We start from the raw sequence: 26,926 nt of genomic DNA, 5'->3' as shown, positions 1-26,926 counted from the left end.
GCAGGACAGTGAAGCTCTTTTTTATAAACGCTTTCGCTTTGGGAATAGTCCCGCTTTACGGTTAACTAATCCTTTGTCCAGAGCATAACGAGTTAATTGCACACGATTCTCAAGATGAAGCTTCTGTAGTATATTTTTCAAATGATTCTTAACCGTCTGATCCGAGATACCAAGTTGAGCTGCAATTTCCTTATTCGTCATGCCTGATGCAACCCAGTTTAATATTTCTCTTTCTCTTGTAGTCAATGGAATTGGATCATCCTCATTTGCTACGGAAATCGGAAATTCCTTCAGAATTTGATAAGCAAGTTCACGGCTAAGGGGAGCATCATCTCTCATAATCGCGTGTAAGTAGGCAAGCCATGTTGACGGGGATAGATTTTTCAGTAAATAACCTTGAGCCCCCTGCTTAAGCGCTTCAAATAAATGAGCAACATCATCCGATACCGTGATCATCACTATTTTGACATAAGGGTATTGTAATTTTATGATCCGAGTTGCCTCAAGACCTCCCATTCCCTGCATTTCAATATCCATTAGGATAAGATCGGGCATAAGTTGCTCCGTTACAGCTATCGCCTCTTCTCCACTTGATACAATCCCCACGACTTCATAATCGTCATCTTCAGCTAATATAACAATCATGGCCTCTCTCGCATGCTGTGAATCATCAACAATAAGTACGCGATATATACTCACTGTGTTATTGCCTCCTTTCTAATCTCAACTACCGCTCCATGGGAGACCTCTGGTAAGGACACTTTCCATCCAAGATCACGAGCTCTTTCTACCATAATACGTAGACCATAACGGTCTTGATAATAGTCAAGGTCATCCATCATCCCTACTCCGTTATCTTCGATACGGACCTTCCATGACTCATCCGATCCAACCCCACGAATAGAAATAACGGTTGCTTGTGCATGTTTAGCAATATTAAGAAGGGATTCACGGATACAGGCTAGCATCTCTATTTTTTGTCTTGAATCAAGGCAATGATCAGGAATCGTCCATTCAATGAACGGTTGGATCGTTAATGTCTCATCGGCAATATCCATAATTCTAGCTTTCATAGAGTCTTCAAATTCATGCATTTCTGTCGTGGCTGGATAACGTAAATTCGTGATAGCCTGACGCGCATACCGGTTGACTTCATGAACCGTCTTACGTATTTCTTGGATCTCCCCCTGCTCCTGAGGCGTGATTGTTTTAGTATCAACACGGTCGATCTGCACGGACAATAAGAATAGCGACTGAGCGATCCCATCATGCAGTTCTCTTGATAATAGTTCTCTCGCTTCAAGCGCCGCTTTCTCCGCACGTTCACGGTTTAATTCCTCTTGGTTATGTTCTAACATCCGAAATAAAGGCATCAATAACGTCAGACTCGTAAGAAACACAATGACAGGGCTTAGAAAATTCCCTAGGTCCATCGATATGTAATTTAGTAAGTGACTATGACGTAAGTATTCCCATAAGCCAACGGTTACCGTAGGTAGAAAGAGGATCATCCATTTAATCTGTTTGTACGACATTGTGTCCTCCTATTAAAGATAATCCATTCATTATAACTGAGATGACTTCTTAAAACATCTAAATGGTCTCACACATGGTAATTATTTAGCAGTTTAACCAGATGTCAAAGCATTTCGCTATGGCTTTGGCAGTTTTACCTGGATGTATCAGGGAGGTAACCACATAAGATTCAACAGTCTATTGCAAAATAGATCGTTATGCATTAGTATTTATTTTACCGACCGGTAAGTAAACTAATAAAGGAAGTTAAAAGGAGATGTCGAAAGAATGAATCCATCCACACAGCGTATTACAGCCTTTGATTTTGCACGAGCCTTGGCAATCTTCGGAATGATTATCGTGAACTATAAGCTTGCAATGCAAGCTGACAATGATGTGGCATGGTTGGGATCCATTGCAAGTCTATTTGAGGGAAGAGCAGCAGCATTGTTTGTCGTGCTGGCAGGCATTGGCGTGTCATTAATGACCACGAAAGCAAGAAGTTCAACAAGCAAAGAAGTCATTCGTCGAAGTCGGAACAACTTGTACCGGAGAGCTGCTTTTCTGTTCATCATGGGGATGTTCCTTCTAGTAATGGGTTGGAATGCCGATATTTTGCATTATTACGCGGTTTTTATGCTTGTAGCTGCAATCTTGATTGTAGCGTCAGATAAGATCATACTTAGCTTATTTACCGTTATTCTATTAGCATCGCAATCTTTTTTGATCATGTTCGATTATAGTAAAGGTTGGGACAGTAGCTTTCACGAATATACTGAATTTTGGACGATAGAAGGATTTATTCTTAATCTTATATTCAACGGCTTCCACCCCATTTTTCCTTGGGTGTGCTTTTTCCTAATCGGCTTGTGGCTTGGTAGAAAACACTGGTTATATAAGGGGAATCGACTACGGATATTCCTCTATTCGTTGTCAGGGGCTGTTATTTTCGAGGCCATTTCCTATGGTCTTATTAAAGGGACCACTTCTGTACTTGATACCGATTCCGCTAACTATTTGTTTACAACGAAACCGATGCCACCTACGATGCTATACGTATTATCTGCAACATGCTTAGCGGTGGCCGTCATCACGATTAGTTTTTATGTGGTCGAACACTTAGGACATTTCCGGTTGACACAGGCGTTAATCAATACCGGACAGCTTTCATTAACTCATTATATTGGGCATGTCATCATTGGATTAGGTTTTCTTGAAATGGTTGGCTATCTGGAGAATGGAAATCTTTCTTTTTCAATCGCGTATGGATGCAGTTATTTCCTTATTGCCATGATCTTTTCATATGTGTGGAGAAAATGGATAGCTAGAGGCCCGGTTGAACTTATCATGCGAAGATTGTGCTGAGTCGTATAAATAGTAATTACATCCTAGTACAATCACCGGCTTAATTGTAAAAGCTATTAAGAGCTTGTTTACAGATGAATGCTTCCGTTAATAACTTAATCTAAAGAACGAACTTCCTGTGAGCAACGAAAGTGAGGACTACTAATATGCATCCATTCACTCCCATGTCACCTATTCTTCAATCCACCCTACCGGTTGGCGAGGAATGGATCTATCAACTGAAATGGGACGGTTACCGAGTTATAGCGAAGGTAGAGGATAAGAAAGTTAACCTTTACTCCAAAAAGATGTTATCCCTAAATACCGTCTTCCCTGAGTTAATAGAAGCACTTTCAGTATTGAATGGAAATTATATTTTAGATGGGGAAGCCATACTTTTAGATAAATCTACGGGTAAACCTAGTTTTCAACAATTACAGAAGCGTGGTAGAATGCGTGACACTAAGCTCATTAAGAGTGCAGCAGACCGCGAACCCGTCAGTTATATCGTGTTTGATGTACTACAGTGTGGAGAACAGAATGTTAGGAAACTTCCATTTGTAGAACGAAATCAACGATTGAAATCGTTAGCCAAAGACTGGAAGCACCCTCTTTATACCACCGATGTATTTAATGATGGTGAGGTATTATGGAATTGGGTGGTTGATCAACAATTAGAAGGCGTCGTCGCTAAGAAGAGTTCGAGTCCTTATCGAGAAGGCAAACATCATCACGACTGGATCAAGTGTAAGACTTCCGTTCAAATGGAAGTGGACATTGTAGGTGTTCTGATGAAAGAAGGGGTCGTATCCAGCCTTGCGATGAGTAAAGAAGGCGAATATTTCGGTAGAATATCCTCCGGTCTTAATCATTCATTAAAGCAACAATTAGCATTATTGCCAACTACTGCAAAGCCGCAAGATTATTTCGACGCCATGCCAGAAGGATTGCGGAGAACAACGATACATTGGTTAAATAACTCCTTAAAAGCAGCAGTCACTGGCTTGGAGGTAACTACCGCTGGCCAGCTCAGGCACCCTAAGCTAATTTCAATTGAGGGAATTTCGAACTCCTAGTTGGGTTATCAGTTTAGACACGAGCAATCTCAAACAAAAAAACAAGCTATAACCCACACCCTCCGTTGTGAGATTATAGCTTGTCTCTTACCCTAGAACTATCCTAATACGAGACGATCATCGGATAGTTTATGTCCACTAATTTGTTCGAATTCACCTAGTAACCGCTCGACCGTTAAGTCTTTCTTTCGTTCTTCATCAATATCTAATATGATGCGACCACCATCCATCATGATAAGTCGATTCCCCAGACGTATAGCCTGCTCCATATTGTGAGTTACCATAAGTGTTGTCAGGTTCATCTCCCGAACGATACTCTCCGTAAGTCTAGTGATCAGCTCTGCCCGAGCAGGATCTAGTGCAGCCGTATGTTCATCCAACAACAAGATTTGAGGATTCGTGAACGTAGCCATAAGTAGACTCAACGCCTGACGTTCACCACCCGAGAGCATCCCTACTTTAGCGTGAAGTCGCTGTTCTAGACCAATACCTAAGCGTGAAAGATGTTCACGAAATAAGATTCGTTTGCTCGCCTTCACACCCAATGATAATCCGCGTTGTTTACCACGTGCGTAAGCCATCGCTAAATTTTCTTCAATGGTCATACGCGGAGCCGTTCCAGCCATCGGATCTTGAAAGACTCGTCCAATCCATTGACTTCGACGGTATTCTGGTAAATGACTGACGTCTTCATTATCAATTCTTACATTACCGGTATCCGGCTTCATAACGCCCGAAATAATATTCATCAAGGTCGACTTACCTGCCCCATTACTACCAATAACCGTAACAAAGTCTCCTGGTTTCATATGTAGTTGTATATCAAAAAGAGCAATCTTCTCATCCGGTGTGGCTGGATTAAACAATTTAGCTACATGGTTTAGCTGAAGCATTACACCTCACCCCCCATTGTTTTCTTTTGCCCAACATGTAATATTTCTGCTGAACGTTTCTTAGCCATTTTCTTCTGTTTATACACACGTCGTGTGGATGGAAGAACAAGTGCAATAATAACAATAATAGCGGTTATCAGCTTCATATCCGAGGCTTCCAACCATTCTACTCGAAGTGCAAGAGCAACAACAATACGATATATAATTGAACCTAGAACGACTGAAATCGTATGATGAATAACATTCCTAGCTCCAAACACAGCTTCTCCAATAATGACGGAAGCCAGTCCAATAACAATCATACCTACGCCACCATCAATAGCAGCGAAAGAAGATTGCTGAGCAATGAGAGCCCCCGAGAGCGCTACCAACCCATTCGATAAACTAATACCTACAATCTTTGTGAAGTCTGTATTTGCACCGAAGCTTCGAATCATCCGTTCATTATCTCCAGTAGCTCTTAGAGCCAACCCAAGATCCGAATACAAGAAACGATTCAATAGACCCAATACGATAATAGCAATAATCGGTACAATAATGAGTGGTTTTACCGAAGTGAATATTGAATCCATGCCATATATAGAAACATTAGGTTTACCCAATATTCTTAAATTGATGGAATAGAGAGCAATCATCATCAGGATACCAGACATTAGCCCATTAATTTTACCTTTCGTATGCAACAGTCCTGTGCATGCTCCCGCAACAAGTCCTCCAGCAAACCCTGCAAAAGTAGCCATAATTGGGGAGTACCCATTCGTAATCATTACCCCGGTAATCGCAGCCCCTGTCGTAAAACTACCATCCACCGTTAAATCAGGGAAATCCAAAATTCGAAACGTAATATATACGCCAAGTGCCATAAATGCATACAACAAACCTGATTCTACAGAGCCCCATATCCATGAAGAATCGCTCATAATGATTACCTCCTCTTAGACGTAAAGGGAGTGGACGATAGAAATCGACCACTCCTAAACCAGCTTACAACGAACATACTCAATTCAATTAACTCTGATTACTGGATAATATTCTTCTCTGCATCTTTCACTTGCGCTTTCATCTCATCCGTCACATTGATTCCTTGAGCAGCTGCCGCTTTTACATTCAAGATAAGATCCAGCTTTTCTTGCATTCCTACAGGCATATCTCCTGGATTCTTGCCATTCTTCAATATGTCCACGGCCATCTGGCCCACTTGGTAACCATGATCGAAGTATTTAAACCCTACAGTTGCAAATGCACCCTTCTCAACCGTATCACGATCACTGGAGAAGAAAGGAATATCCTTTTCGTTCGCTACTTGAATGATCGCATCTGCACCACTCACTACGCTGTTATCAAGCGTAATATACAACGCATCTACACGACCGATCAGAGATTCTACTGCTTGTTTCACTTCAGATGTATTGGTAATAGCTGCCTTAACTAACTTAATACCATGTTTAGAAAGAGCATCCTCTGCCAGTCTAGACATCATGACTGCATTAGGTTCCCCTTCATTAATAACGAGACCCACACTCTTTACATTAGGAAAACTTCCCGCTACGAAGTCCATCAGCTTAACCGTTGCTTCAGGGTTCGTATCGGAACCTCCCGATATACGACCTCCGGGTTTCTCTAGATTGGTTACAATCTTTGCATCAAGAGGATCTGATACAGAAGCAAACAATATATTCTTATCCTTAACCTTATTTACAACTGCTTGTGCCGACCCCGTTGCGATAGCTAGGACCAGATCTGCATCATCCGAATTAATCTTCTGAGCAATGGTCATATTATTCGTTTGATCATTTTGTGCATTATTATAGTCTACCTTCAAGTTCTCTCCCTCAGTAATTCCAGCATCTTTCAAGGCTTGCAAGAATCCCTCACGCGTAGCATCCAACGATGGATGTTCAACAATTTGAGAAATGGCAATCTTGTACGATTTGTTGTCACTATTTTCTTTGCTGGCTGCGTCTGTTCCAGTGGTGTCATTCGTTCCCTTAGCTGCGTTATTTCCGCAAGCCACCGTTGCCATCATAACCGCAGTCAAAATTAGTGAGACCCATAGTTTCTTTTTCATTCAAAATCCCCCTTTTTCATCTTCCTACGATTCAGTAACATCATTCGACTAAAACAGACAAGCTTCACCGCTGTAAGATTGAGTCGCACTAAAGCCTTTTCACAAAAAAAATGACCTATTAATTACTACTTATAATATATGCCTGTACTATATACGTCAATTACAATATATTTTAAAAATCCGTTGCTACCATAGGTATTTCGCTACATATACAAAAAGAAACTATCCAATCCATTCTTTATGAATACGATTACATTTTTTTACAAATAATAGATTCAATTCTCGAAACAAGGAGGTTATCGTGCATGTCCACAATCCAGAAACTTGTTACATTATTCATACTCAGCATGATAACGTCGATAACGATCATATCCTCGGATACCATACCAACAGAACCTTCTTATGCAAAATGGGGGAGCATCGCAGTGAAAGAGACGCACAAGAAGTACAATGCCCCTGTTACAGACTATCTACATTTGGGTAGCGAGAAGATCTCAGACACCATCACAGAAGAGAAATTCAAACTTATTCTCACTAAAGATAGTAAGGAATTTGCAGTCATTGTGAGCGTTTCTTTCAATCCCAACAATAATCAATTACTTACAATACGTTATGATGAAACGAATCCCTAAGCAGGCCTTCAATTTACGATTCACTTCTCCCAATTTCTCCTCTTTACTATCAAACCACGCAAACCATAGTATGGCGCAGTATTTATATAGATAACATACGACAATCCCAAATGAACCCGTTTTCATTTACCCATATAAGCTGAAAATACGATATTTGCATCTGTTTTGGAATTTTACATTATCTTGCTGTCAGCGTATGATTCATCTCAACAACGTAATATTTTCCAATCAAACGCTGAATTCCCTTAAGTGGGAAACGGGGGACCCAACCGAAACTAACGCCAAAACGTTTCATGGGGTGAATCCTTCTGCTTACTAATAAGCGCTAGGTAGGGTACTCTCAAGCCCGAATCCGACAGCTAACCTCGTAAGCGTATTGAGAGAGAACCACGCCCCGTGCTTCCACAGCTCGTATTATTTACTGTGTAAAGCTCGAGAGTAGAGATTCTCTGCTCTTCGGGCTTTTTATGTTATCTATCCATTCCATATCCATGAGGAGAATGATACATGTTAAACTTAACCGACCCGTTGTCCGGATTGAATACAAATGAACTATCCAATTTCGAGATTGGTAATCTAGAGATATATCAATTTGATAGCACACTAATCGAAAACACGGTTGTAGGAGATAACGAAAAGTGTACCTGTGGATTGTTTAAAATTTCAAGTGCCGGCATCGATGGTTGGGCTGAGTACAAGATATCAGACGTGCAACAACATTTCGACCTTATCCACTGGGCTTCCGTCTTTATGCAGTTGAGAGGCCTTTCCATCTACGAAGGGATGAACTTCATTCAGAATAACCATGAACCGTGGGGCGCAGTCAGAAAGACGCTTGCTGAATCCGCTCTGTTGAATCTATCATCGAACTTACAGAATCCATCGTTAGGTATATCTCTTGAACGTTCCTATCTGTTTTCACGTTCACAATCCTATTTCTCTTTTTAATAATGACCGAATTCCAAGTGCTGAAGTTACATTTGGATAAACATAGTGAGCTTCTTGTTGGATCTCCTTAGCAACATCCTCAATCAAGGTACTTAGCACACAAAAACCCACATATGCTTTTACACATGTGGGTTTCATTGAACGACTAGATTAGCCAACAATCCATTTATTTTGCAGATTTCACATGTATAATTTTGGTTATCCATGTGTTGATCAGACGTTCTCTATTCTTACCAGCCCAATCCAGATTATAGGAAATTACGTTGAGGTTATTAAGTGGAAAAGCTTCTTCTGGAGACTCCGCATTACTATTCGTGAGCAGTTGGTAATTCCCTACCTGCTTACCAAGCTCTTGTGCTTGCTTGGTCAAAGCCCAGTCCACGAACTGCTGCGCCTCTTTGTTGTTAGGCCCCCCCTTAATCATTCCAACCGCCCCAATCTCATATCCTGTTCCTTCGATAGGGAAAGTAATTATGAGATTCTGAAATCCTTCTTTGTAGAACTTGAGTGCATCATGTGAGAACATTACAGCTGTTCCGACTTCACCCATACCTACCGTACGTCCTGGTACGCTACCAGATGTAGTATAGACAATGTTCTGCTCATGGAGCGATTTCAAATATTTAAAAGCCTCATCTTCACCGAATAATTGTACCAATGTTGCAAGAGTCGTATACGCTGTGCCAGATGATCGTGGATCAGGCATGGAGATCATTCCTCGGTAAGCAGGCTTAAGCAAATCGTCCCACGATTCAGGTGCTTTCATTCCTACCTCTTGCAACCAGGTCTTATTGGATACGAAGGCCATAGATCCGACATAGATTCCCGTCCAGAATCCATCCGGGTCACGATACATCGGATCTATCATTGAAGCATTGGGAGACATATAGGGCTCCAACAATCCTTCGGACTTGGCTTGAATAAACGTATCCGCGGGTCCACCGAACCACACACTCGCTTTAGGATTGTCATGCTCTGCTCGTATGCGTGAGAGAATCTCGCCACTAGACATGCGAACATAAGATACTTTGATACCGGTCTGCTTCTGAAAGGTCTCAATCGCTTTAATAGCATGATCTTCATACAGACCAGCATATATCGTGAGTGTCCCCTTTGTTTCTTTAGCACAAGATGAACATAATAATAAGAGAATACTGAAGAGGGAAAGCCTTAGCATAATACTCACCGAACGTTTCATGCGTCCCCCCTCTTTTCACTGAAAGTATCAAATAATATGCAATGAATCTTCAGAGAATTGTAACGATACTTCATGACCTACCTGAAATACATGTTCTTGAATCGGATTATGCTCCGTAATCTGAAGGTGTTGACCATCATATTCTACCTCGTATTCTTGTGTTTGTCCCATAAATATACTTTTAGTAATTTTACCCAAATGTGTTGTACCCTTCGTAAGCGTCACAGCTTCTGGACGAATAACGACTGTTACAGCCTGACCGATCTTGAATCCATCGCGACGAACCTTCAGTATTCCGGAATGAGTCTCTATTAATAATCTCCCATTATCAATCCCTTTAACTACACCTTCCACGAAATTAGCCGAACCGATGAAATCAGCTACGAACTTTGTCTTAGGACGCTGGTAGATTTCCATTGGGCTTCCCATCTGCTCGATTTTCCCTTTATTCATTACAATGATCATATCACTCATACTCATCGCTTCACTCTGGTCATGTGTGACATATACGGTCGTAATCCCAATTTGTTGTTGGATCCTACGAATCTCATCTCTCATGACAACTCGAAGCTTAGCATCGAGATTGGATAGAGGTTCATCAAATAGTAGCACGCCTGGTTCCATCACTAGTGCTCTTGCTAAGGCGACGCGCTGCTGTTGACCTCCTGACAGTTGCGATGGCATGCGTTCCAGATAATCATTTAAATTCATGATATTTAAGACGGATTCTACTTTCTTCCGAATGGCCTCTTGAGATAATTTCTTGATGCGAAGACCGTATGCTATATTCTCGAACACATTTAAATGCGGAAATAAAGCATAGGATTGGAATACCATTGTACAGTCTCTCTTATTCGGTGGAACTTCATTGACATTCTCATCGCCGAAAAAAATATCACCTGATGTTATATCTTCAAAGCCCGCGATCATCCGAAGTGTTGTCGTTTTACCACAACCGGAAGGACCAAGAAGGGTCACGAATTGTCCCGCTTCGATTTCTAAATTGACTTTCTCAACAGCGTAGGTTAGTTTCCCTTTGTCATCGGTAAATGCTTTGGATATTTGTTTTAAACTAACAGTCTTAGCCATGACTTTTCCCCCATCTCATAAAGGTTCTGTTGTTGTATTAAGTTGTACGTCTAGGTCCACTCATCCACTTCACTAGTAGGTTTAACAAAATCATAGCAATAATCATAATAATGATTAGAATCGTACAGTATGCACTTGCCACACCAATCCGACCCGCTTCCACTTGCGCAAGAATAGATGCTGTAATAAGGTTATACTTCGCAGAAATCAGGAATATAACAGCACTCATTGCAGTCATACTCTTAACAAAACTGTTCACCAATCCACTGAAAAAGGCAGATTTAATGAGTGGTAAGACGACACTTGTAAACACTTTGGCTTGCTTCGCGCCCAAATTAGTAGCTGCTTCTTCAATACTAGGATCTATCTGCTGTAATGCAGCAATTCCTGATCGAATTCCTACAGGCATCGCCCGAATAACAAATGCTGCAATGATAATCACAGCCGTCCCTGTTAACGCTAACGGAGCTTTGTTGAAAGAAAGAATGTATCCGATACCGATAACTGTCCCGGGTACCGCGATCGATAACATGCTGATGATTTCGAGAGCTTTTTTCCCAAGAAACTTCTTCCGTACAATTAAGAAGGCAATAATCATCCCAAGTAAGCCGGATATCGGTGTTGCGATTAAGGCTAGTGTTAGTGTATCTTTCATGGCCTTTTGTCCAATAGAGAACACATATTTATAATGATCTAATGTGAAGCTATTATTAATCCCCCACAATTTAATAAATGAACCTATAGGGACTAATGCATAAAAAGCAATGACGATACAAGACATAATGATACAAAATGCGAACAGTATCATTTTAATAGGACCAGATTCTATCAATCTTCTCTGTCCAGTCGGTTTACCTGTAACTGTGACATAACTCTTCTTGCCTACCCAGAATTTCTGAAGCACATATACGATCAAAGTAACCGTGAGCAATACTATCGCAAGTGCCGCACCAGACTGCATATTATAACTACCTACAGCCTGTAAATAAATTTCTCGTGCAACAGTAGAGTAATTCCCACCAATGGTCATTGGATTTCCAAAGTCAGCAAGTGATTGTACAAAAACAAGTAAGAATGCATTTGCAATTCCGGGTACGGACAACGGAAGAGTTACCGTAACAAATGTCTTTAGCTTATTCGCACCCATATTCTGACTAGCTTCCTCTAGAGAGGGGCTGATTGAACGAAGTAGCCCCGACAGAGTAAGGAATGCAATAGGAAAGAATGATAATGTCTGAACCAACACCAGACCATGAAGCCCATAAATATTAGCATTATCAAGACCCAACAAGTTTTTGGTTATTAATCCTTGTTTACCAAGCAACAACATCGCCGATAATGCAATAACAAATGGCGGTGAGATAATTGGTAGGATGGCAATGCCGTTAAACAATCGTTTGAATGGCACTTTTACATAAGCGAACGTGTAAGCGAACAAATATGCGATGACTGTTGAAAGTGTCGCCGACAGGAACGCAAGGACTAAGGAGTTGGTCAAGGCGGTGAATAACCCACCACCTGACAACACCCTCTTGTACCCATCGAAGTTAAACATACCATCCGTAGTCACGAAACTCGATTTAAAGATTTGAAATAAAGGATAGACAATAAATACAAGTAAGCTGAGCATAACTAACACGATTAGTATCGGCAGGAGTGGCTCACGCTTGAATCTTTTGAACTTAGCGCCCATTTAGCTCTCCCCTCTCAAGATGATTTAATTACTTAACTTCTGTACTCCACTTATCGATCAAGCGTTGGCGCTGTTTACCTGCTTCTGCCACATCATAATCAATAGTATTTATTTCATCTAATTTAACAGCTTGTTCCGGACCAACAGCATCAGAGTTCGTGATGTTCTGGAAACTACCTACAGTCTTACCTAACTCCTGTGCTTCAGGAGACAAAGTCCAATCAACAAATTTCTGTGAAAGTTCTTGATTCTTTGAACCCTTAATGATACCAATAGCTCCTGTTTCATAACCTGTTCCATCTTCAGGGATCGTCAAGACAAGATTCTTAAAGCCTTCTTCTTGATATTTGATAATATCATGTGCGAATAGAATACCTACACCAGCCTCGCCCATTCCAACCATTCGTCCTGGTGCCGCACCACTTGTTGTATATTGTTGCACTTGAGGATGAAGTTTTGTTAGATATTCAAATCCTTTGTCTTCACTGCCCATTACATTTAATACGGTGTAAAGCGCAGTATAGGCAGTACCAGAAGATGCTGGATCAGCCATGACTACTTCGCCTTTAAATGCAGGGTTTAGCAGGTCCTCCCATTTCTTCGGAGCTTCTAATCCTTTCTTTTCTAAGAACTCTTTGTTAGAAGCGAATCCAACAGCTCCAACATATACACCAGTCCAATATCCATCTGGATCTTTATATTTCGCATCAATCTTATCCGCAATTGGAGATTTGTAAGGTTCAAGCAAACCTTCGGAAACCGCTTGGACGTACGTATCTGCAGGACCTCCGTACCATACATCAGCTTTAGGGTTATCTTTCTCAGCACGAACCTTAGCCAAGATTTCTCCAGCCGACATTCGAATCATTTCAGCTTCTATACCTGTGTCCGCAGTAAACTTCTTCATTGCTGCAACCGCATGATCTTCTTGGAGACCGATATATACGGTAATTTTCCCAGTTGGTTTGCCTTCCGTTCCAGATTTGCTTTCAGAGCTACTGTTAGAGTTACAACCCGTGATCATTGCAGCTACTAATGCCAACGCTGTAAATGAACTAATCCATTTTTTCTTCATATCCATATCCCCTTTTCTCTTGATGTCCTCATTATAGTGGATGCGCTTACAACACTGTTAGTCCAAGGTTCTGCCGTTTGCATCGGCAAGAAGTTGGGTGTATTATTCTAACGCAAAGAGCCTACCTCAAACTTCTTCTTGAGATAGGCTCTTTGTGTTAGTGTACCAACTTAGATCCAACTGAATATCGCATGAACGATGATTCCAATGATGGAGAAATCACTATCAGCAAAGGTTGTCCGTAAATAGCCCAGATTGGACAATAACGGAATGAGAAACATCGGTAGAAACGTGATGACAAATCCATGGACGAGAGAAGACGTGATTAAGCCCCGACGTCCCCCAATTTTATAAGCAATAACCCCAGCAGCACCCCCAGAGAAAAAATGTGGAATGACACCAGGAATAATGACTGTATATTGTATATTCATCATTATGATCATAGCCATAATCCCACCCGTAAAACTAAGTAAAAATCCGATCATCGCAGCAAATGGTGAATATTTGAATAGCACTGGACAATCGAATGCAGGAATGGCACCCGGTACAACACGATCAGCAATCCCTTTAAAAGCGGGTACAATCTCGGATAACATCATTCTAACACCCGCAAGAATGACGTAACATCCTCCTGCGAACCACGTTGCCTGAAGGAGTGAGACGCTAATGAAATGACGTCCAGAGAACATTTCTTCGATACCTCGTGTAGTTGCAAACAAGCTTGAGACTATAAATAAGACAAATGTAAATACCGTAATAACCACCATATTGTCTTGAAAAAAGGCACGCATCCTCTTCATCTTATAGGGTTCCTTCGGCTCTTCCTTCAGCTTAAACCATGATGCAATAAACCCACTCAAGAGGTATCCTCCACTATTAAAATGCCCTATGGCAATTCTTTCGTCTCCTGTTACTCTACGAATATAAGGTTGTGAAATTAAAGGTGCGAATGACATGCATATAGCCAGCACAATCCCGCCAATCACCATGACCTGCCATGTTGACATGGACAGAGACATGAGCGTCCCAGCTAATAATGAAGCCATGAACAACATGTGATGGCCTGTAAGGAAGATGAATTTAACGGGTGTAAATCGAGCGATCCCTAGATGTAGAATCATGCCAATGAGCATGATTATGGCAATCTCTTCACCATAATTAATTTGGGCTAAACCAGTAATGGTCTCATTATGAGGAATAATACCAATGACTTGAAATCCATTTTGAATGATGGCTGATAAATTAGACAAAGATGTACCGGCAGCATTCGCTCCGATCTGTAGGAGTGTGTACCCAAGCATGGTTCTAATCGTCCCATTTAACAGACGTTGTATTGGCTCCCGCTGAATTAATAAACCAAGAAACGCTATAAACCCCAGAAGTAGCGCAGGTTCACCGAGTAATCCTTTACTAATTAATTGTGTAGCATTCATATTCACTCACCTTTACTCGGTCAACCAACCCACAGTTGAAATGTCGTACTTTCCGTTAGCATTTTTTTAAGATATTGACGATCAATTAAATCCTCCAACCCAATCATTTCAATCCCTGATATAGAGTCTAGTGAGTCTAAAATATAGCTAGATCCAATAATTAAATCTGCGTCATGTGCTTCCATCGACGTGACGTCTGTATGTTCAACCCATGCTTTCAGCCCGAATTCTTTCAGTAGTGCTTCCACATTCATACGGATCATAATGCTTGTTCCTAGTCCACTGTTGCATACCACGATGATTTTTCTCATAGCTCCTCCTTCTCTCGAAATGATCGCCATATATCATACGAATTAGAAGATTGCTGTAAGTCTGTCATAAACATTTCATCATTGAGTGCATCGAGTAGCGTACTAAGCGCACCTACGTGTTGCTCTTTGTCAACGGCTGCAAGCGTAATAATTAGCCAGACAGGATGGGCTAGCGGACCAAAAGAAATAGGCTCTCGGAAAGTGACTAGGCTAAATCCAGTCTGCCTAATATCTCCCGGCATATTCGCATGTGGAAAAGCAACGCCATCATGAATGATAAAAGAATGTATATTCGAATCGATCATCTCAACTAATCTCTCTTCATAGTTTAGGCCTGATAAACTACGTTCGCTTAGCAGTTGACATCCCATTTGTATGGCAGATTCCCAGTCCATAGAATCTAATTGCAAACGTATGGATGTACATGGTAGTAAATCGCTTAAACGGTTCGTATATTCTGGTCCCTGTAAATGTCCACCTTGGATCAAAAACAGTAACTCCTCTAAAAGCTTGTTACGGTTATGAATATCCGCATTGCGCTCCACAACTCGAAAGATGTCATTGACCGTCTGAATGGTTGTCGCTGTTCCAGCCTCTTCCATGATAGTGACTCCGAGGAAAGCAGCAATTTCTTGCTGATCCTTTGATGTTAATAGGGGTGACACCTTTAGCCATGGCACAGGGATCGGATGTCCGATATCAATAGTTGTTAATACAGCATCCGCATCATTAAGCGTAATATCTCTAGACTCCTTGTATGAGTAGTTATTCACAACATCCACTTGAGGACAAATATCTGATAAGCGACGTTTGATAATGGCTGAAGTACCGAAACCGGAACCACATACGATGGCAACTCGCTTACGAATCTGAGCGACATGAGGAACTATGCCACTACCAATATGAAGCATAATATATCCAACCTCATCCAGGTCGAAGGTAACGGAGATGGGTTCCATAACTTCATTGACGATTTGTTCAAGAAGTGTAAGAAACGAACCATATTGAATTTTCAATTGATCAAGTAACGGATTTTTAGATTGTAAATCGAATTTAGCACGATAGACCGCAGGTTTTAAATGAATCACTAATCCCTGGACAATCTGTTCAATCATTTGTAGTCGATGTCCCAATGCCTTTTCCGTTCTAGAGACGATTTGTTTGGCTAGCCCGATATATAACTCTTCATCTGCGGGGACATTTTGTTTCTGTGCACCAAGAACGTGTTGTGTTATATATCCAATCTCAGAGGCAGGTAGTTTAACTTGAAAATGATGCTCTACTGCAGGTACTACTTCAGCTTGAATGACTTGATATACATGCTGTGTTTCCAATTCGTGCAGTAATTCTAGATCCATCTCAATGGCATGAGCATGCTTCAATCGTTCCATCGCCATCAACAAATGTAAGGTTAGTGTTGAGTAACCTGCATCTGTCAACTGTATTCCGAGGAGTTGCTCCAAATGCTGAATAGAATCAAATAACATCATGGCATCACTTGATTTAAACCACACATTCCAAGGAACGATAGATAACTTATCCTCCGATGGCTGACTGAGCATATATCCCAATAATTTATCATCCGTAACTTCGGCACGAAGCAACTCTAAATATGCGCTTCGCTTTAATTGTTCGCTTCCATCAATACTCAATGTTCCTCTTTCTTTCTGTAACGTAAGCCTTCTTTGTTCGAGCCACACTTTAATATCACTCAAATCGAGAAGTAGCGTATTTTTACTAATCTCAAATTCCGCTAACATTTCCCCCATAGATAGGTTTGTTTTTTGTAGTAGTTGCTTCAACAATAACGTGATACGCTGCTTAGCATCCATATAGATTGGGCGCTCTCTCATCTGTATGGCCAGACTCTCTGACTGCTGTGAATCTAGTTGCAAATACACTCCTGCAGAACGGCTACGTTCAAGTACAACATCATGTTGTCGTAGCCAGTCCTCTAATTGTAGTAGATCATGACGAACCGTTCGTAAAGAGATATCGTATTCATCCGCCAACTGCTGCAATGGAATATACTGTCTTGCTTCCATCAGTTGTTTAAGTAATCTTTGTTGTCGACTAGATATCATGTATGTCACCTATCCATTTGGATTGTATTCGTTTACATAAATATTGATTATTGCATATTATATAGCTCTGTCTAGTACTAGTCTAGCACTGTCGTCCTCATTTGTTAATATCACAGCCTATCCACAACAAGAAAAGCTTATGTAACTATTGTGTTATATCATAAGAAACCACATATGCTTTTTCACATATGTGGTTTCTTAAATGAAATATTCAATTCTATTTATCCAATATTACAGCTTACCATCCTCTACCCCGTCTAACCAACTCTCAATGTCACCGATAACCGATGTTACACAACCATCCTCGAAAGGAGATATTAGACCAGCTACTTTCACAAGGCCCAAGAAGGATTGACTTCCTCCCTGTTGACATAACTTCAAATAATCTGCCCAGGCTGATTTGGAATCTTCGTTCATCTTCTTCCAGAATTGGAATGCACAGATTTGTGCCAATGTATAATCAATATAATAGAATGGGGATTGGAAAATATGGGCTTGCTTCTGCCAGAACGCACCGCTCTCCAAATAATGATTATTCTCATAATTACGATGCGGTAAGTACTTCTTCTCAATCGCACGCCATGCGCTCTTACGCTCCGTTGGTGTCGCTTCTGGATGATCGTATACGAAATGTTGGAATTCATCAACAGCTACGCCATAAGGAATAAATAACAATGATTCAGCTAAATGGTTGAAGCGATATTTATCTGCATCTTCCTTAAAGAACAGATCCATCCAAGGCCATGTAAAGAATTCCATACTCATCGAGTGGATCTCACATGCTTCAAATGTAGGCCAGTTATATTCAGGAACGCTATAATGGCGGCTCTCATATACTTGGAAAGCATGCCCCGCTTCATGTGTAAGCACATCAATATCCCCAGATGTTCCATTGAAATTGGAGAAGATAAACGGAGCCCCGTTCTCGCTCAAGTAGGTGCAATATCCCCCGCCTTGTTTACCCTTTTTACTCACTAGATCCATTAGTTCATTATCAACCATAAACGTGAAGAATTCGTTCACTTCAGGTGAAAGCTCACGGTACATCTTCACACCATTCTCAAGAATCCAATCAGGATCTCCTTTAGGTGTCGCATTTCCGCTTTTGAAGCTAAAAGCTTCGTCATAGAAAGCCAATTGTTCAACATCGATTCGACGAGTCTGACGTTGTCTTAACTTCGTAGCCGCTGGAACGATATATTCCGCAACTTGATTTCTAAAGTTCGCAACCATTTCTGCATTATAATCCGTACGATTCATACGGGCATATCCTAGCTCCGTGAAATTAGCGTAACCAAGTTTCTTTGCAATCTTCGTACGTACTTTAACCAAGTCGTCATAAATACGGTCGAACTGCTCTTCATTCTCAGCCATGAACGTATATCTAGCTTCAGCAGCAGCACGTCTCATTTGACGATCCGTTGATTGCTCAAATGGTGTCAACTGAGTTAACGTTCTTTCTTCCCCTTCGAATGGGATTTTAGCAGATGCGATAAGCTGTGAATATTCCGTCGTTAGCTTATTTTCCAATTGAAGGTCTTCAATGATTTCCGGTTTAAATGTCTTTAATGAAAGTTCTGCCAATTGAAACAGTTGGCTTCCCCATTTGGTTTCCAAATCCGCTCTGAACTTAGAGTTGACTAACCCACGATAGTAATCTGTTTCATATTCCTGAAAGACGGGTCCGAATTCATCGAAGAAATCCTGCTCTGCCTTATAGAATTCATCATTTGTGTCCACAGAGTGTCTGATTGATGCCAATGTTCCTTGCGTCGCAACCTCACTACGCAATTTGTTAATCGATGTCATGATCTGATCTTGCTGATCGAAACTGTCTGCTGTATTAAATGCAGTTAGCAATGACTTGAACTGCTCTTCAACTACCTGTACATCCGGTCTTTCATAACGATATTCACTAAATTTCATATGTATCTATCATCCTCTCTTTATGAGCTTCACTTCTATTATAATAAATTTCCACGTGAAATCCCATAAAATATGGTCAATCTTCTTACATATAACCAACATTCTAAACCAATTTTAAATTCGGATGACGAAAGACATTTTCTTGAAATAGGCTTATGCAGTGTTTGGGTTTAGTCTCACCTCCATAGTATGTTATTGAGAATTGGGTTAGTAAAGAAATGAAGGAGGCTAATATGAATACATTGCCTACTCTAACAACATCGAAATGTAGAATAAGCAATCATGAAGTTTGTCTTGAACTGCTGATATGGCCTTTGAGAAGGTTGTGGTATCCATGTCACATTACAAGATAAAAGGAAAAATGATTAAGCATAAGATTCTAAGCAAAATCCCTTCCCTACTCCCCCATATACCAGCAACCAAATGGCTCACACACTCCGATGCTCTTCACATGCTTAATTCACACTCTACAGTCTTTCTAAAACCAGACAGCGGTAGTGGTGGATCTGGCATCCTCAAAATTAGAAAGACATCTACCGGTGAATATGAGATTAGATACGGTAAGATACGCGATCGTGTGGGGCTACACACCTTATCTCGAACTTTAAGAATGTATCAAAGATCGTACAATAACTATATCGTTCAAGAGGGGATAGATTTAGGCCGATATCATGGCCGTGTATTTGATATTCGCATGTATTTGCAGAAACCTCGCTCTGAGTGGGGTATTTCTGGCATGGCCGCTCGAATTGCACCTCCTCACCATTACATTACTAATTACACCAAAGGAGGCACGGCGGCAACGTTAGAAAAAGTACTGTTACCACTATTTGAAGGAAACATCGAGAAGATGAATGCATGTATTCAAAATTTAAAAAACATATCACTAACGATTGCCAGAACGCTCAACAAGAAGTTTAAAGATACTCGCGAGCTTGGCATTGATCTAGCCGTAGAAAGTAGCGGACAAATATGGATTATAGAAGCGAATACAAGGCCTCAGCACAAACTATTTACCAAGCTACCTTCCTCAGAAATGCTCAGAACCATACGGCATAACAAAAAGAAGATAAAGAAAGGATAGGTCCGATGAATAAATCGACTCAATTAAAGCGTCTGTTTCAATCTCAGAGTACCGAATATTTAATGGAAGCCCACAATGGCTTATCTGCGACAATCGTGGAACAGACCGGATTTAAAGGCATCTGGGCTAGCGGACTATCTATTTCATCATCGTTAGGCGTTAGGGACAGTAACGAAGCTTCATGGACACAAGTACTTGATGTGCTTGAATTTATGAGTGATGCGACAAAGATACCCATATTACTTGATGGGGATACAGGTTACGGAAACTTCAATAATGCAAGAAGATTAGTCAAAAAATTAGAGCAACGAAATATCGCAGGCGTATGTATCGAAGATAAACTGTTTCCGAAAACCAATTCCTTTATTGACAGCGGAACACAGCCGCTTGCCGACATCGATGAGTTCTGCGGAAAATTAAAAGCGATGAAGGATACCCAAGACGATAAAGACTTTATGGTCGTTGCTAGAATTGAATCCTTTATTGCAGGCTTTGGTCTCGAAGAGACGCTACGACGTGCGGAGGCGTACGAGCGTGCCGGAGCGGATGCTATTCTCATACACAGTAAGAGGCGAGATCCATCGGAAATCGAATTATTCATGAAAGAGTGGAAGAGTAAAACCCCCATTATTATCGTACCCACTAAGTATTATTCCACGCCAACGTCTCTGTTTAAAGAGCTCGGGGTTAGTACCATCATCTGGGCCAACCATAATCTGCGAGCTTCCATTGATGCGATGCAGAGAATATCCCAAACCATTTTCCAAGATGAGAATCTGCTTGCTGTGGAGAACAACGTAGCCACCGTAGAAGAAGTATTCAGATTACAGAAGGTAGAAGAATTAAAGACTGCTGAGGCCAAATATCTTCCTTCTTCACACACACTTCGAGATGATTCCTTATGATAGATACCAAGCAGTTTGGAGAAGAATTGAAACAATCGGGATTTGCATTTTATACAGGGGTTCCTTGCTCTTTCCTGAAAAATTTGATCAATTATGCAATTAATGACTGTGAATATGTAGGAGCGACAAACGAAGGCGATGCACTAGCCATCGCCAGTGGCGCTTATTTGGCTGGAAAACACCCCGTTGTTCTCATGCAAAATTCAGGGCTAGCCAATGCCGTCTCTCCCTTAGTGTCGCTTAATTATACGTTCCGGATTCCCCTACTTGGGTTTGTTAGTCTTCGCGGTGAACCAGGGATTCCAGACGAGCCACAACATGAACTGATGGGCCAGATCACAACCCGGTTACTGGATCTGATGGAAGTAAGTTGGGCTTATTTATCTTCAGATATTGCAGAGGCCAAAGACCAGATACAACAAGCAATTCAGGTTATCCAACAAAATCGTCCTTTTTTCTTTGTCGTTAAAAAAGGTATCTTTCAAGAGGAAATCCTACGAACTCAGGAACTGAAACCCGCATCCAATCCATTTAAACAAAGAAAAAATGCCTCCGATCAGTTACCCAGACGTTACGAAGCTCTCGCCACGATTCAATCACTAACAGACAATAACACCGTGCAGCTTGCCACAACTGGAAAGACCGGGCGTGAATTATATGAAATCAAAGACATCGCTGGAAACTTCTATATGGTGGGTTCTATGGGATGTATCAGCTCTATTGGGCTCGGACTGGCGCTATCCAAGAAAGATAAGGACATTATCGTTATTGATGGAGACGGTGCGCTACTCATGAGAATGGGATCTTTAGCTACAAACGGATATTACAATCCTCCGAATATGCTCCATATTTTACTAGATAATAACGCGCATGATTCGACTGGTGGGCAAAAAACCGTGTCTGACAATATTGACTTCATCGAGATTACAGCAGCATGTGGCTATACGAAATCCATATATGTTCACAACCTTGAGCAATTAAAGTCCTCCATTATGGAATGGAAGAAAGAGAAAAATTTAACCTTTCTTCATCTCAAAATTTCTCCGGGTTCCAAGAAAGACCTCGCTCGTCCTCATATCAAACCATACGAAGTCAAGGACCGACTACGGCTATTCTTGAAATCAGGTACCTCAAGTCAATAAGGGGAAGATTAATCATGCGAAATGTAAAAAGAAATATTCTGCTTACCCCCGGACCTGCAACTACGACAGACACCGTCAAATTTGCTCAAATCGTACCGGATATTTGTCCCCGTGAGCTTGAGTTCGGACAGTTGATGGAATCAATATCTACCGATTTAACAAAAATTGTAGCGGACGAGAAACAATACACTGCCGTGTTATTAGGCGGTTCTGGAACAGCAGCTATGGACTCCGTTCTAAGTTCAGTCATCGGTGAAGATACGATAGTTATCATTAATAATGGTGCATATGGACAACGCATGTGTGAAATCGCTGAAGTATATGGATTACATTTCATTGAATTTGTAAGTCCTCCAGATAATCCAGTGGATTTAGTCGCTCTAGAACAAATATTGAACCGCACCCTCAATCCAATTTCCCACCTTATTGTCGTTCATCATGAGACAACTACAGGTTTACTAAACGATGTTAAAGCCATAGGCGAGTTATGCAATAATTACAAGGTTGAATTGATCGTAGATGCCATAAGTTCATTTGGTGCGGTTCCTATTCAAATGGAAGATATGAAGATTAGTTATATGATTGCTAGCTCCAACAAGAATATTCAAGGACTCCCTGGTGTATCTTTTGTTATTGCCCACAAACAGAAATTTGAGGGTCTCCAACATGTTCGTCGGAGAAGTTATTACTTGAATCTGTATGATCAATATAAGTACTTCCTTCAACACAATCAGATGCGATTCACCGCTCCCATTCAGACTCTTTACGCTCTCCGACAAGCCATTAACGAATTCATGCTCGAGGGGATTGAGCAACGATATACAAGGTATACTCAATCATGGGAATCGTTAACCCAGGGTATACATCGATTGGGATTGAATCATATCGTTGCCAAAGAACATCATTCCAAATTGCTCACTTCCATTATCGAACCCATTTGCGACGGATACGATTTCCAGAAGATGCACGATTTTTTTTACAATAAGGGATTTACGATTTATCCCGGAAAAGTCGAGAAATTAAATACTTTCAGAATAGCGAATATCGGTGATATCACTCATCACGATATTGAAGCATTCTTAGTTCTACTTGAAATCTATTTGCGGGATATCGGATTCCCTCTACGAGAGGCGGTTATTACCTATGAATCTAAGCAAGAATAAATGGCTTAAATATAAGTATTTGGAACATTCCTCTTCATTGATTCCCTACCTTCCACGCACAAAACAATTCTCACACCATAATTTTCTTAGAATGATGGACAAATACGGTCAAGTTATCGTAAAACCGATTGGTGGCAGTCGGGGACGTGGTGTTTATCAAATAACCAATTTAGGTGAAGATCTCTACGAGATCCATATTGAGAATAGACAACTTCAATTTACTGGTCTGAATGCTGCTTATAGATACCTAAAGGAGCACGTCAGATATCACAGATATATGGTGCAACGTCTGATTACTCGTGCCACAGTTCATGGACGTCCCTTTGATATGCGGGTGATCGTACAGCGTAGACGACACCATAGTACATGGAAAGTTACAGGTAAGGTGGCCAAGGTGGTCGGCCATGGTTACATCGTATCCAATATTGAAAGAAGCAACGGGAAACTAATGCGGGTAAGTTCAGCACTTTCGGAATCATCGCTCAGAGACATGTCCAAAACCATGTTAAAACACAAAATCAAACGTGTAGCAATTCGATCCGTCAAGCGGTTGGACCGCTTATTCTTAGGACATCGCATCTACGGGTTGGATATCGGATTGGATCAAGAGGGTCATGTCTGGATTATCGAAGCCAACCTATTTCCATCTAGATCCCACTTCCGGATGCTCAAAGACAAGAGCATGTATCGTCGAATCTCCTCTTATATAAGAGGGTGATAGGAAAAAGGCGCTCCATTTCCAGAACTAACGTAAGAACAATAACATATGAAAAATGCAAAAACAGGGGAGCTTTGGTTAGCTTCCCTGTTTTTAATGATGTACTCATCCTTCACGCATGAATTTATAAATTTACAATATACATATCAAGGAACTGTAATAAAATTAGAACTATTAACCAATATGAATTACAATGAATTGGAAGATTTCACTTTGAAAGGATGATATATTTTGGTAAACGGAACTAGTCGTTCGTACTATCGCGTATCTAAAGTAGCACTTGTAAGTGCTATGACCTGTTCACTTCTCTTACCTCAGAGCTTTGTGTTTGCAGATAACGGCGGTTCATTTCACTCTGAAACGGTCGTACCGGATCGAGTAAAATTAGCCATCGCATCAGGACAAATTCCAATACCTGGGTCTGTGACTTCAGATCCCACCAAGGCTAAATTCACGAAAGAAGAAGCCATTACTAAGGTTAAATCCTTATTCCCCATCCTTAAGGATGCCACACCGTCTAGTGTCAGCTTCGCGAATAACCATTCCTTCCCTGCCTCAAATAATCAAATGGTCTGGGATATTCAGTGGAACTATCAGACTGGAAATACAAGTAACGGATTTAATTCTTATGTAGATGCAATGACAGGGGATCTAATTAGTACATACCTCTCATTCCCGATCGATGAGAACGTAGCCTACTATCCTCCCAAGTTTTCTAAAGAGCAAGCCCTTAAAGAAGCAACAGCTTTTATTACAAAAGCCGCTACATCTATATCCGTAAAGGACCTTCAATTGGACGATGATATTAATAACATAGAGAATCGAACTCTCTTCGGACCTGTACAATATTCATTCTCCTTCACAACATTGAAGAACGGAATCCCTTCTCAATCGGACGCCATTACTGTAACCGTTGACGCCAATGGAAATGTTGTTCAATTTAGCAAACCTTCAGATATTCTGAAGTATCCCTCTTCAAAAGCAACGATTACTCAATCCGAAGCAGATAAACAATTCACCGCAGACTTAGATGTTGGTCTATATTATATTCCAATTATTAAGAATGGACCGTCAACAGACTGGGTTTTGGGTTACCGTCCCTTAGAATATTCAATGTACTCCATCGATGCGCTCACGGGTAAGAGAATTTCCTATGAGGGTACAGCTATCTCTAACTCACCTGTCACTTATTCGGAAGTACCTTCAACTAAGAATAAGTTTAAACCTCGTAATGCAAAGGATCAGCTTTCTGCTGAAGAAGCCGCCAAACTTGTACAGGAAGTAGCTATGTTACCCAAAGAGCATACATTACTTAATACAAATTTACATCCCAATTATATGAATCCTAAGCAACAATCATGGAATTTAAATTGGGGAAATAATACTGGTAATGCTCCTCAATCTATCTTCCCTGAGCAATCATCTGCTGATATTGATGCTGATACCGGTGAAATATTACAATTCCGGGTTGACTCTTTTAGGACTACCACTTCCATCAAAGATGTATCTATCCCAAGTGGGCTTACCAAACTATCGAAAGAATCAGCCAAACAACGAGCCATTGACCTCATTAACCGTTTATATCCTAATGCAAGCAGCGAATTAAAAATAATCAACCATGAAGACGCCTGGAATTTCCTCGCTGAAAGTAACCAATATCAATATGAGTTTCAACGTTTTTACAAAGGAACTCCGGTAAGTGAAACTTTAACTATTAGCTTCGATATTTACGGTAGACTACAATCCTATTATGCAAATCGTTCAACAGGATTAGAGAAACTAAAAGACACCCCTGTCCTCAAAGTTACCAAAGCTGAAGCATTAGAAGCTTATCGAGAACAATATAAAAAACTGAAGCTGCAATACTCACGTTTCGGTGGAAGCAACTACATTGACAATATGAATTCGAAAGTGGAGATGCGACTTGTCTATACGCCTACGCCAATCGACATCACTAAATCTTATCAAGTCCTTGATGCTGTCTCTGGTAACTGGGTATCTCCCTATGATACATCAGGACAAATTGGTTCCAGAATCACTCCAACAGATATTAAAGATCACTTAGCAGAAAAAGCACTTACCACGCTAGTTGAATATGGTGTTCTGACGCCTGATGCAACTGGGATATTAAAGCCCGATGCAGTAATAACTGAGAGCGATTGGTTATCTATGATCGTTAAGTCGATAACACCTTATTACGAGATTTATAATAATCTAGAACGCAAGCCAGTAGCCGGTGTTAATCCGGAAGATCCTATTTATAATATTGTAAACTATGCAGTCGAACGAACATGGATTAAGAACGACACTACATTCCAAGCTAAGAACGAACTGACCCGAGAACAACTAGCGGTTCTTCTGACTTCCGTTGTGAACTATAGTAAATTGTCGACTTACCTGAGTAAAGATACAACTGTTAACCAATTCAGTGACGCCAAAGATATCAATAATAAAGGTGCTGTCGCGACTGTCATCCATCTTGGGTTAATGGAAGGTGAGAACGGTAAATTCAATCCACAACAGAAGGTCACGAAAGCACAAGCTGCAACTGTCATTATGAAGCTTGTTGAGATTCAAGGTAAGACTGATCAAACAATTGGTCAATAGTAACGTTCCATAGTAAACCAAT

At 40.8% G+C, this 26,926-nt stretch carries 23 protein-coding genes and 1 riboswitch; of the genes, 10 read left to right on the top strand and 13 right to left on the bottom strand.

Going from position 1 to position 26,926, the window contains the following annotated elements; all coding sequences use genetic code 11:
* Positions 1–21: 21 nt before the first annotated feature.
* Positions 22–699 carry a response regulator gene (locus PGLA_RS16940; RefSeq protein WP_068534988.1) on the bottom strand — a complete coding sequence of 226 codons (678 nt, stop codon included), beginning with the start codon at positions 697–699 and terminating at the stop codon, positions 22–24.
* Entirely contained in the window at positions 696–1,535 is an 840-nt protein-coding gene (locus PGLA_RS16935; protein WP_068534985.1) for a sensor histidine kinase, read from the bottom strand. The genes PGLA_RS16940 and PGLA_RS16935 overlap by 4 nt, the downstream gene beginning before the upstream one ends.
* A 268-nt stretch (positions 1,536–1,803) precedes the next feature.
* On the opposite strand from PGLA_RS16935, the gene PGLA_RS16930 reads away from it, so the two are divergent.
* Entirely contained in the window at positions 1,804–2,880 is a 1,077-nt protein-coding gene (locus tag PGLA_RS16930) for a DUF418 domain-containing protein (RefSeq protein ID WP_068534981.1), read from the top strand.
* Positions 2,881–3,044: 164 nt separating this feature from the next.
* On the top strand, positions 3,045–3,935 hold the full coding sequence (locus PGLA_RS16925) for an ATP-dependent DNA ligase (protein ID WP_211269568.1): 891 nt from the start codon (positions 3,045–3,047) through the stop codon (positions 3,933–3,935).
* 98 nt (positions 3,936–4,033) lie between these two features.
* Here the strand turns inward: PGLA_RS16925 and PGLA_RS16920 are convergent, their stop codons facing one another.
* The 3 genes from PGLA_RS16920 to PGLA_RS16910 form a co-directional block, all read right to left on the bottom strand.
* Complete coding sequence (locus PGLA_RS16920) at positions 4,034–4,828, bottom strand: ABC transporter ATP-binding protein (RefSeq protein WP_068534975.1); 795 nt, start codon at positions 4,826–4,828, stop codon at positions 4,034–4,036.
* Positions 4,828–5,748, bottom strand: a complete 921-nt coding sequence (locus tag PGLA_RS16915) for an ABC transporter permease (RefSeq protein WP_068534972.1) — start codon at positions 5,746–5,748, stop codon at positions 4,828–4,830. The genes PGLA_RS16920 and PGLA_RS16915 overlap by 1 nt, the downstream gene beginning before the upstream one ends.
* Positions 5,749–5,846: 98 nt before the next feature.
* Positions 5,847–6,896, bottom strand: a complete 1,050-nt coding sequence (locus PGLA_RS16910; protein ID WP_068534969.1) for an ABC transporter substrate-binding protein — start codon at positions 6,894–6,896, stop codon at positions 5,847–5,849.
* Between the two features lie 305 nt (positions 6,897–7,201).
* On the opposite strand from PGLA_RS16910, the gene PGLA_RS16905 reads away from it, so the two are divergent.
* Together PGLA_RS16905 and PGLA_RS16900 are read left to right on the top strand one after the other, a co-directional pair.
* The gene (locus PGLA_RS16905) at positions 7,202–7,528 is read left to right on the top strand and encodes a DUF3889 domain-containing protein (RefSeq protein ID WP_068534966.1); all 327 of its coding nucleotides are present in this window, start codon (positions 7,202–7,204) and stop codon (positions 7,526–7,528) included.
* A gap of 223 nt (positions 7,529–7,751) precedes the next feature.
* Positions 7,752–7,918, top strand: a riboswitch (cyclic di-AMP (ydaO/yuaA leader).
* A 117-nt stretch (positions 7,919–8,035) separates the two neighbouring features.
* Positions 8,036–8,476 carry a hypothetical protein gene (locus tag PGLA_RS16900; RefSeq protein ID WP_068534963.1) on the top strand — a complete coding sequence of 147 codons (441 nt, stop codon included), beginning with the start codon at positions 8,036–8,038 and terminating at the stop codon, positions 8,474–8,476.
* Positions 8,477–8,642: 166 nt separating this feature from the next.
* Here the strand turns inward: PGLA_RS16900 and PGLA_RS16895 are convergent, their stop codons facing one another.
* From PGLA_RS16895 to PGLA_RS16860, 8 genes are all read right to left on the bottom strand, one after another.
* Positions 8,643–9,674: an ABC transporter substrate-binding protein gene (locus PGLA_RS16895; RefSeq protein ID WP_068534960.1), complete on the bottom strand. Its 1,032-nt coding sequence runs from the start codon at positions 9,672–9,674 to the stop codon at positions 8,643–8,645.
* 27 nt (positions 9,675–9,701) lie between these two features.
* A complete protein-coding gene (locus PGLA_RS16890; protein ID WP_068534957.1) occupies positions 9,702–10,763 on the bottom strand; it encodes an ABC transporter ATP-binding protein in 1,062 nt (353 codons plus the stop codon).
* Positions 10,764–10,800: 37 nt separating this feature from the next.
* Entirely contained in the window at positions 10,801–12,456 is a 1,656-nt protein-coding gene (locus PGLA_RS16885; protein WP_068534953.1) for an ABC transporter permease, read from the bottom strand.
* 28 nt (positions 12,457–12,484) lie between these two features.
* Positions 12,485–13,531, bottom strand: a complete 1,047-nt coding sequence (locus tag PGLA_RS16880) for an ABC transporter substrate-binding protein (RefSeq protein WP_245700015.1) — start codon at positions 13,529–13,531, stop codon at positions 12,485–12,487.
* Positions 13,532–13,701: 170 nt separating this feature from the next.
* Positions 13,702–14,964, bottom strand: a complete 1,263-nt coding sequence (locus PGLA_RS16875; RefSeq protein WP_068534947.1) for a PTS ascorbate transporter subunit IIC — start codon at positions 14,962–14,964, stop codon at positions 13,702–13,704.
* 20 nt (positions 14,965–14,984) lie between these two features.
* A complete protein-coding gene (locus PGLA_RS16870) occupies positions 14,985–15,275 on the bottom strand; it encodes a PTS sugar transporter subunit IIB (protein ID WP_068534942.1) in 291 nt (96 codons plus the stop codon).
* Positions 15,272–17,359, bottom strand: a complete 2,088-nt coding sequence (locus tag PGLA_RS16865) for a BglG family transcription antiterminator (protein ID WP_068534939.1) — start codon at positions 17,357–17,359, stop codon at positions 15,272–15,274. The genes PGLA_RS16870 and PGLA_RS16865 overlap by 4 nt, the downstream gene beginning before the upstream one ends.
* A 231-nt stretch (positions 17,360–17,590) precedes the next feature.
* Positions 17,591–19,285, bottom strand: coding sequence for a M3 family oligoendopeptidase (locus tag PGLA_RS16860; protein ID WP_068534935.1), 1,695 nt, complete (start codon positions 19,283–19,285; stop codon positions 17,591–17,593).
* A 334-nt stretch (positions 19,286–19,619) separates the two neighbouring features.
* On the opposite strand from PGLA_RS16860, the gene PGLA_RS16855 reads away from it, so the two are divergent.
* From PGLA_RS16855 to PGLA_RS16830, 6 genes are all read left to right on the top strand, one after another.
* The gene (locus PGLA_RS16855; protein ID WP_068534932.1) at positions 19,620–20,369 is read left to right on the top strand and encodes a YheC/YheD family protein; all 750 of its coding nucleotides are present in this window, start codon (positions 19,620–19,622) and stop codon (positions 20,367–20,369) included.
* Between the two features lie 5 nt (positions 20,370–20,374).
* Positions 20,375–21,274, top strand: a complete 900-nt coding sequence (gene aepX / locus PGLA_RS16850; protein WP_068534929.1) for a phosphoenolpyruvate mutase — start codon at positions 20,375–20,377, stop codon at positions 21,272–21,274.
* Positions 21,271–22,416, top strand: coding sequence for a phosphonopyruvate decarboxylase (gene aepY, locus PGLA_RS16845; protein ID WP_211269567.1), 1,146 nt, complete (start codon positions 21,271–21,273; stop codon positions 22,414–22,416). The genes aepX and aepY overlap by 4 nt, the downstream gene beginning before the upstream one ends.
* Positions 22,417–22,430: 14 nt before the next feature.
* Complete coding sequence (locus PGLA_RS16840; protein ID WP_068534926.1) at positions 22,431–23,579, top strand: 2-aminoethylphosphonate aminotransferase; 1,149 nt, start codon at positions 22,431–22,433, stop codon at positions 23,577–23,579.
* On the top strand, positions 23,560–24,297 hold the full coding sequence (locus PGLA_RS16835) for a YheC/YheD family protein (RefSeq protein ID WP_068534923.1): 738 nt from the start codon (positions 23,560–23,562) through the stop codon (positions 24,295–24,297). The genes PGLA_RS16840 and PGLA_RS16835 overlap by 20 nt, the downstream gene beginning before the upstream one ends.
* A gap of 231 nt (positions 24,298–24,528) precedes the next feature.
* Positions 24,529–26,904: a YcdB/YcdC domain-containing protein gene (locus PGLA_RS16830; RefSeq protein ID WP_068534922.1), complete on the top strand. Its 2,376-nt coding sequence runs from the start codon at positions 24,529–24,531 to the stop codon at positions 26,902–26,904.
* Positions 26,905–26,926 lie beyond the last annotated feature (22 nt).

This window comes from Paenibacillus glacialis (assembly GCF_001637205.1).
Classification (GTDB): domain Bacteria; phylum Bacillota; class Bacilli; order Paenibacillales; family Paenibacillaceae; genus Paenibacillus_AQ; species Paenibacillus_AQ glacialis.
Note: the sequence above shows the minus strand (reverse complement) of the source record. Positions and strands in the feature narration are given on the sequence as shown.

Coding starts and splice junctions, on each gene's coding strand:
- PGLA_RS16880 (WP_245700015.1), bottom strand. CDS start 13,531: ATGAAGAAAAAATGGATTAGTTCATTTACAGCGTTGGCATTAGTAGCT.
- PGLA_RS16900 (WP_068534963.1), top strand. CDS start 8,036: ATGTTAAACTTAACCGACCCGTTGTCCGGATTGAATACAAATGAACTA.
- PGLA_RS16895 (WP_068534960.1), bottom strand. CDS start 9,674: ATGAAACGTTCGGTGAGTATTATGCTAAGGCTTTCCCTCTTCAGTATT.
- PGLA_RS16910 (WP_068534969.1), bottom strand. CDS start 6,896: ATGAAAAAGAAACTATGGGTCTCACTAATTTTGACTGCGGTTATGATG.
- PGLA_RS16875 (WP_068534947.1), bottom strand. CDS start 14,964: ATGAATGCTACACAATTAATTAGTAAAGGATTACTCGGTGAACCTGCG.
- PGLA_RS16870 (WP_068534942.1), bottom strand. CDS start 15,275: ATGAGAAAAATCATCGTGGTATGCAACAGTGGACTAGGAACAAGCATT.
- PGLA_RS16855 (WP_068534932.1), top strand. CDS start 19,620: ATGTCACATTACAAGATAAAAGGAAAAATGATTAAGCATAAGATTCTA.
- PGLA_RS16860 (WP_068534935.1), bottom strand. CDS start 19,285: ATGAAATTTAGTGAATATCGTTATGAAAGACCGGATGTACAGGTAGTT.
- PGLA_RS16935 (WP_068534985.1), bottom strand. CDS start 1,535: ATGTCGTACAAACAGATTAAATGGATGATCCTCTTTCTACCTACGGTA.
- PGLA_RS16885 (WP_068534953.1), bottom strand. CDS start 12,456: ATGGGCGCTAAGTTCAAAAGATTCAAGCGTGAGCCACTCCTGCCGATA.
- aepY (WP_211269567.1), top strand. CDS start 21,271: ATGATAGATACCAAGCAGTTTGGAGAAGAATTGAAACAATCGGGATTT.
- aepX (WP_068534929.1), top strand. CDS start 20,375: ATGAATAAATCGACTCAATTAAAGCGTCTGTTTCAATCTCAGAGTACC.
- PGLA_RS16915 (WP_068534972.1), bottom strand. CDS start 5,748: ATGAGCGATTCTTCATGGATATGGGGCTCTGTAGAATCAGGTTTGTTG.
- PGLA_RS16920 (WP_068534975.1), bottom strand. CDS start 4,828: ATGCTTCAGCTAAACCATGTAGCTAAATTGTTTAATCCAGCCACACCG.
- PGLA_RS16840 (WP_068534926.1), top strand. CDS start 22,431: ATGCGAAATGTAAAAAGAAATATTCTGCTTACCCCCGGACCTGCAACT.
- PGLA_RS16905 (WP_068534966.1), top strand. CDS start 7,202: ATGTCCACAATCCAGAAACTTGTTACATTATTCATACTCAGCATGATA.
- PGLA_RS16865 (WP_068534939.1), bottom strand. CDS start 17,359: ATGATATCTAGTCGACAACAAAGATTACTTAAACAACTGATGGAAGCA.
- PGLA_RS16930 (WP_068534981.1), top strand. CDS start 1,804: ATGAATCCATCCACACAGCGTATTACAGCCTTTGATTTTGCACGAGCC.
- PGLA_RS16890 (WP_068534957.1), bottom strand. CDS start 10,763: ATGGCTAAGACTGTTAGTTTAAAACAAATATCCAAAGCATTTACCGAT.
- PGLA_RS16835 (WP_068534923.1), top strand. CDS start 23,560: ATGAATCTAAGCAAGAATAAATGGCTTAAATATAAGTATTTGGAACAT.
- PGLA_RS16925 (WP_211269568.1), top strand. CDS start 3,045: ATGTCACCTATTCTTCAATCCACCCTACCGGTTGGCGAGGAATGGATC.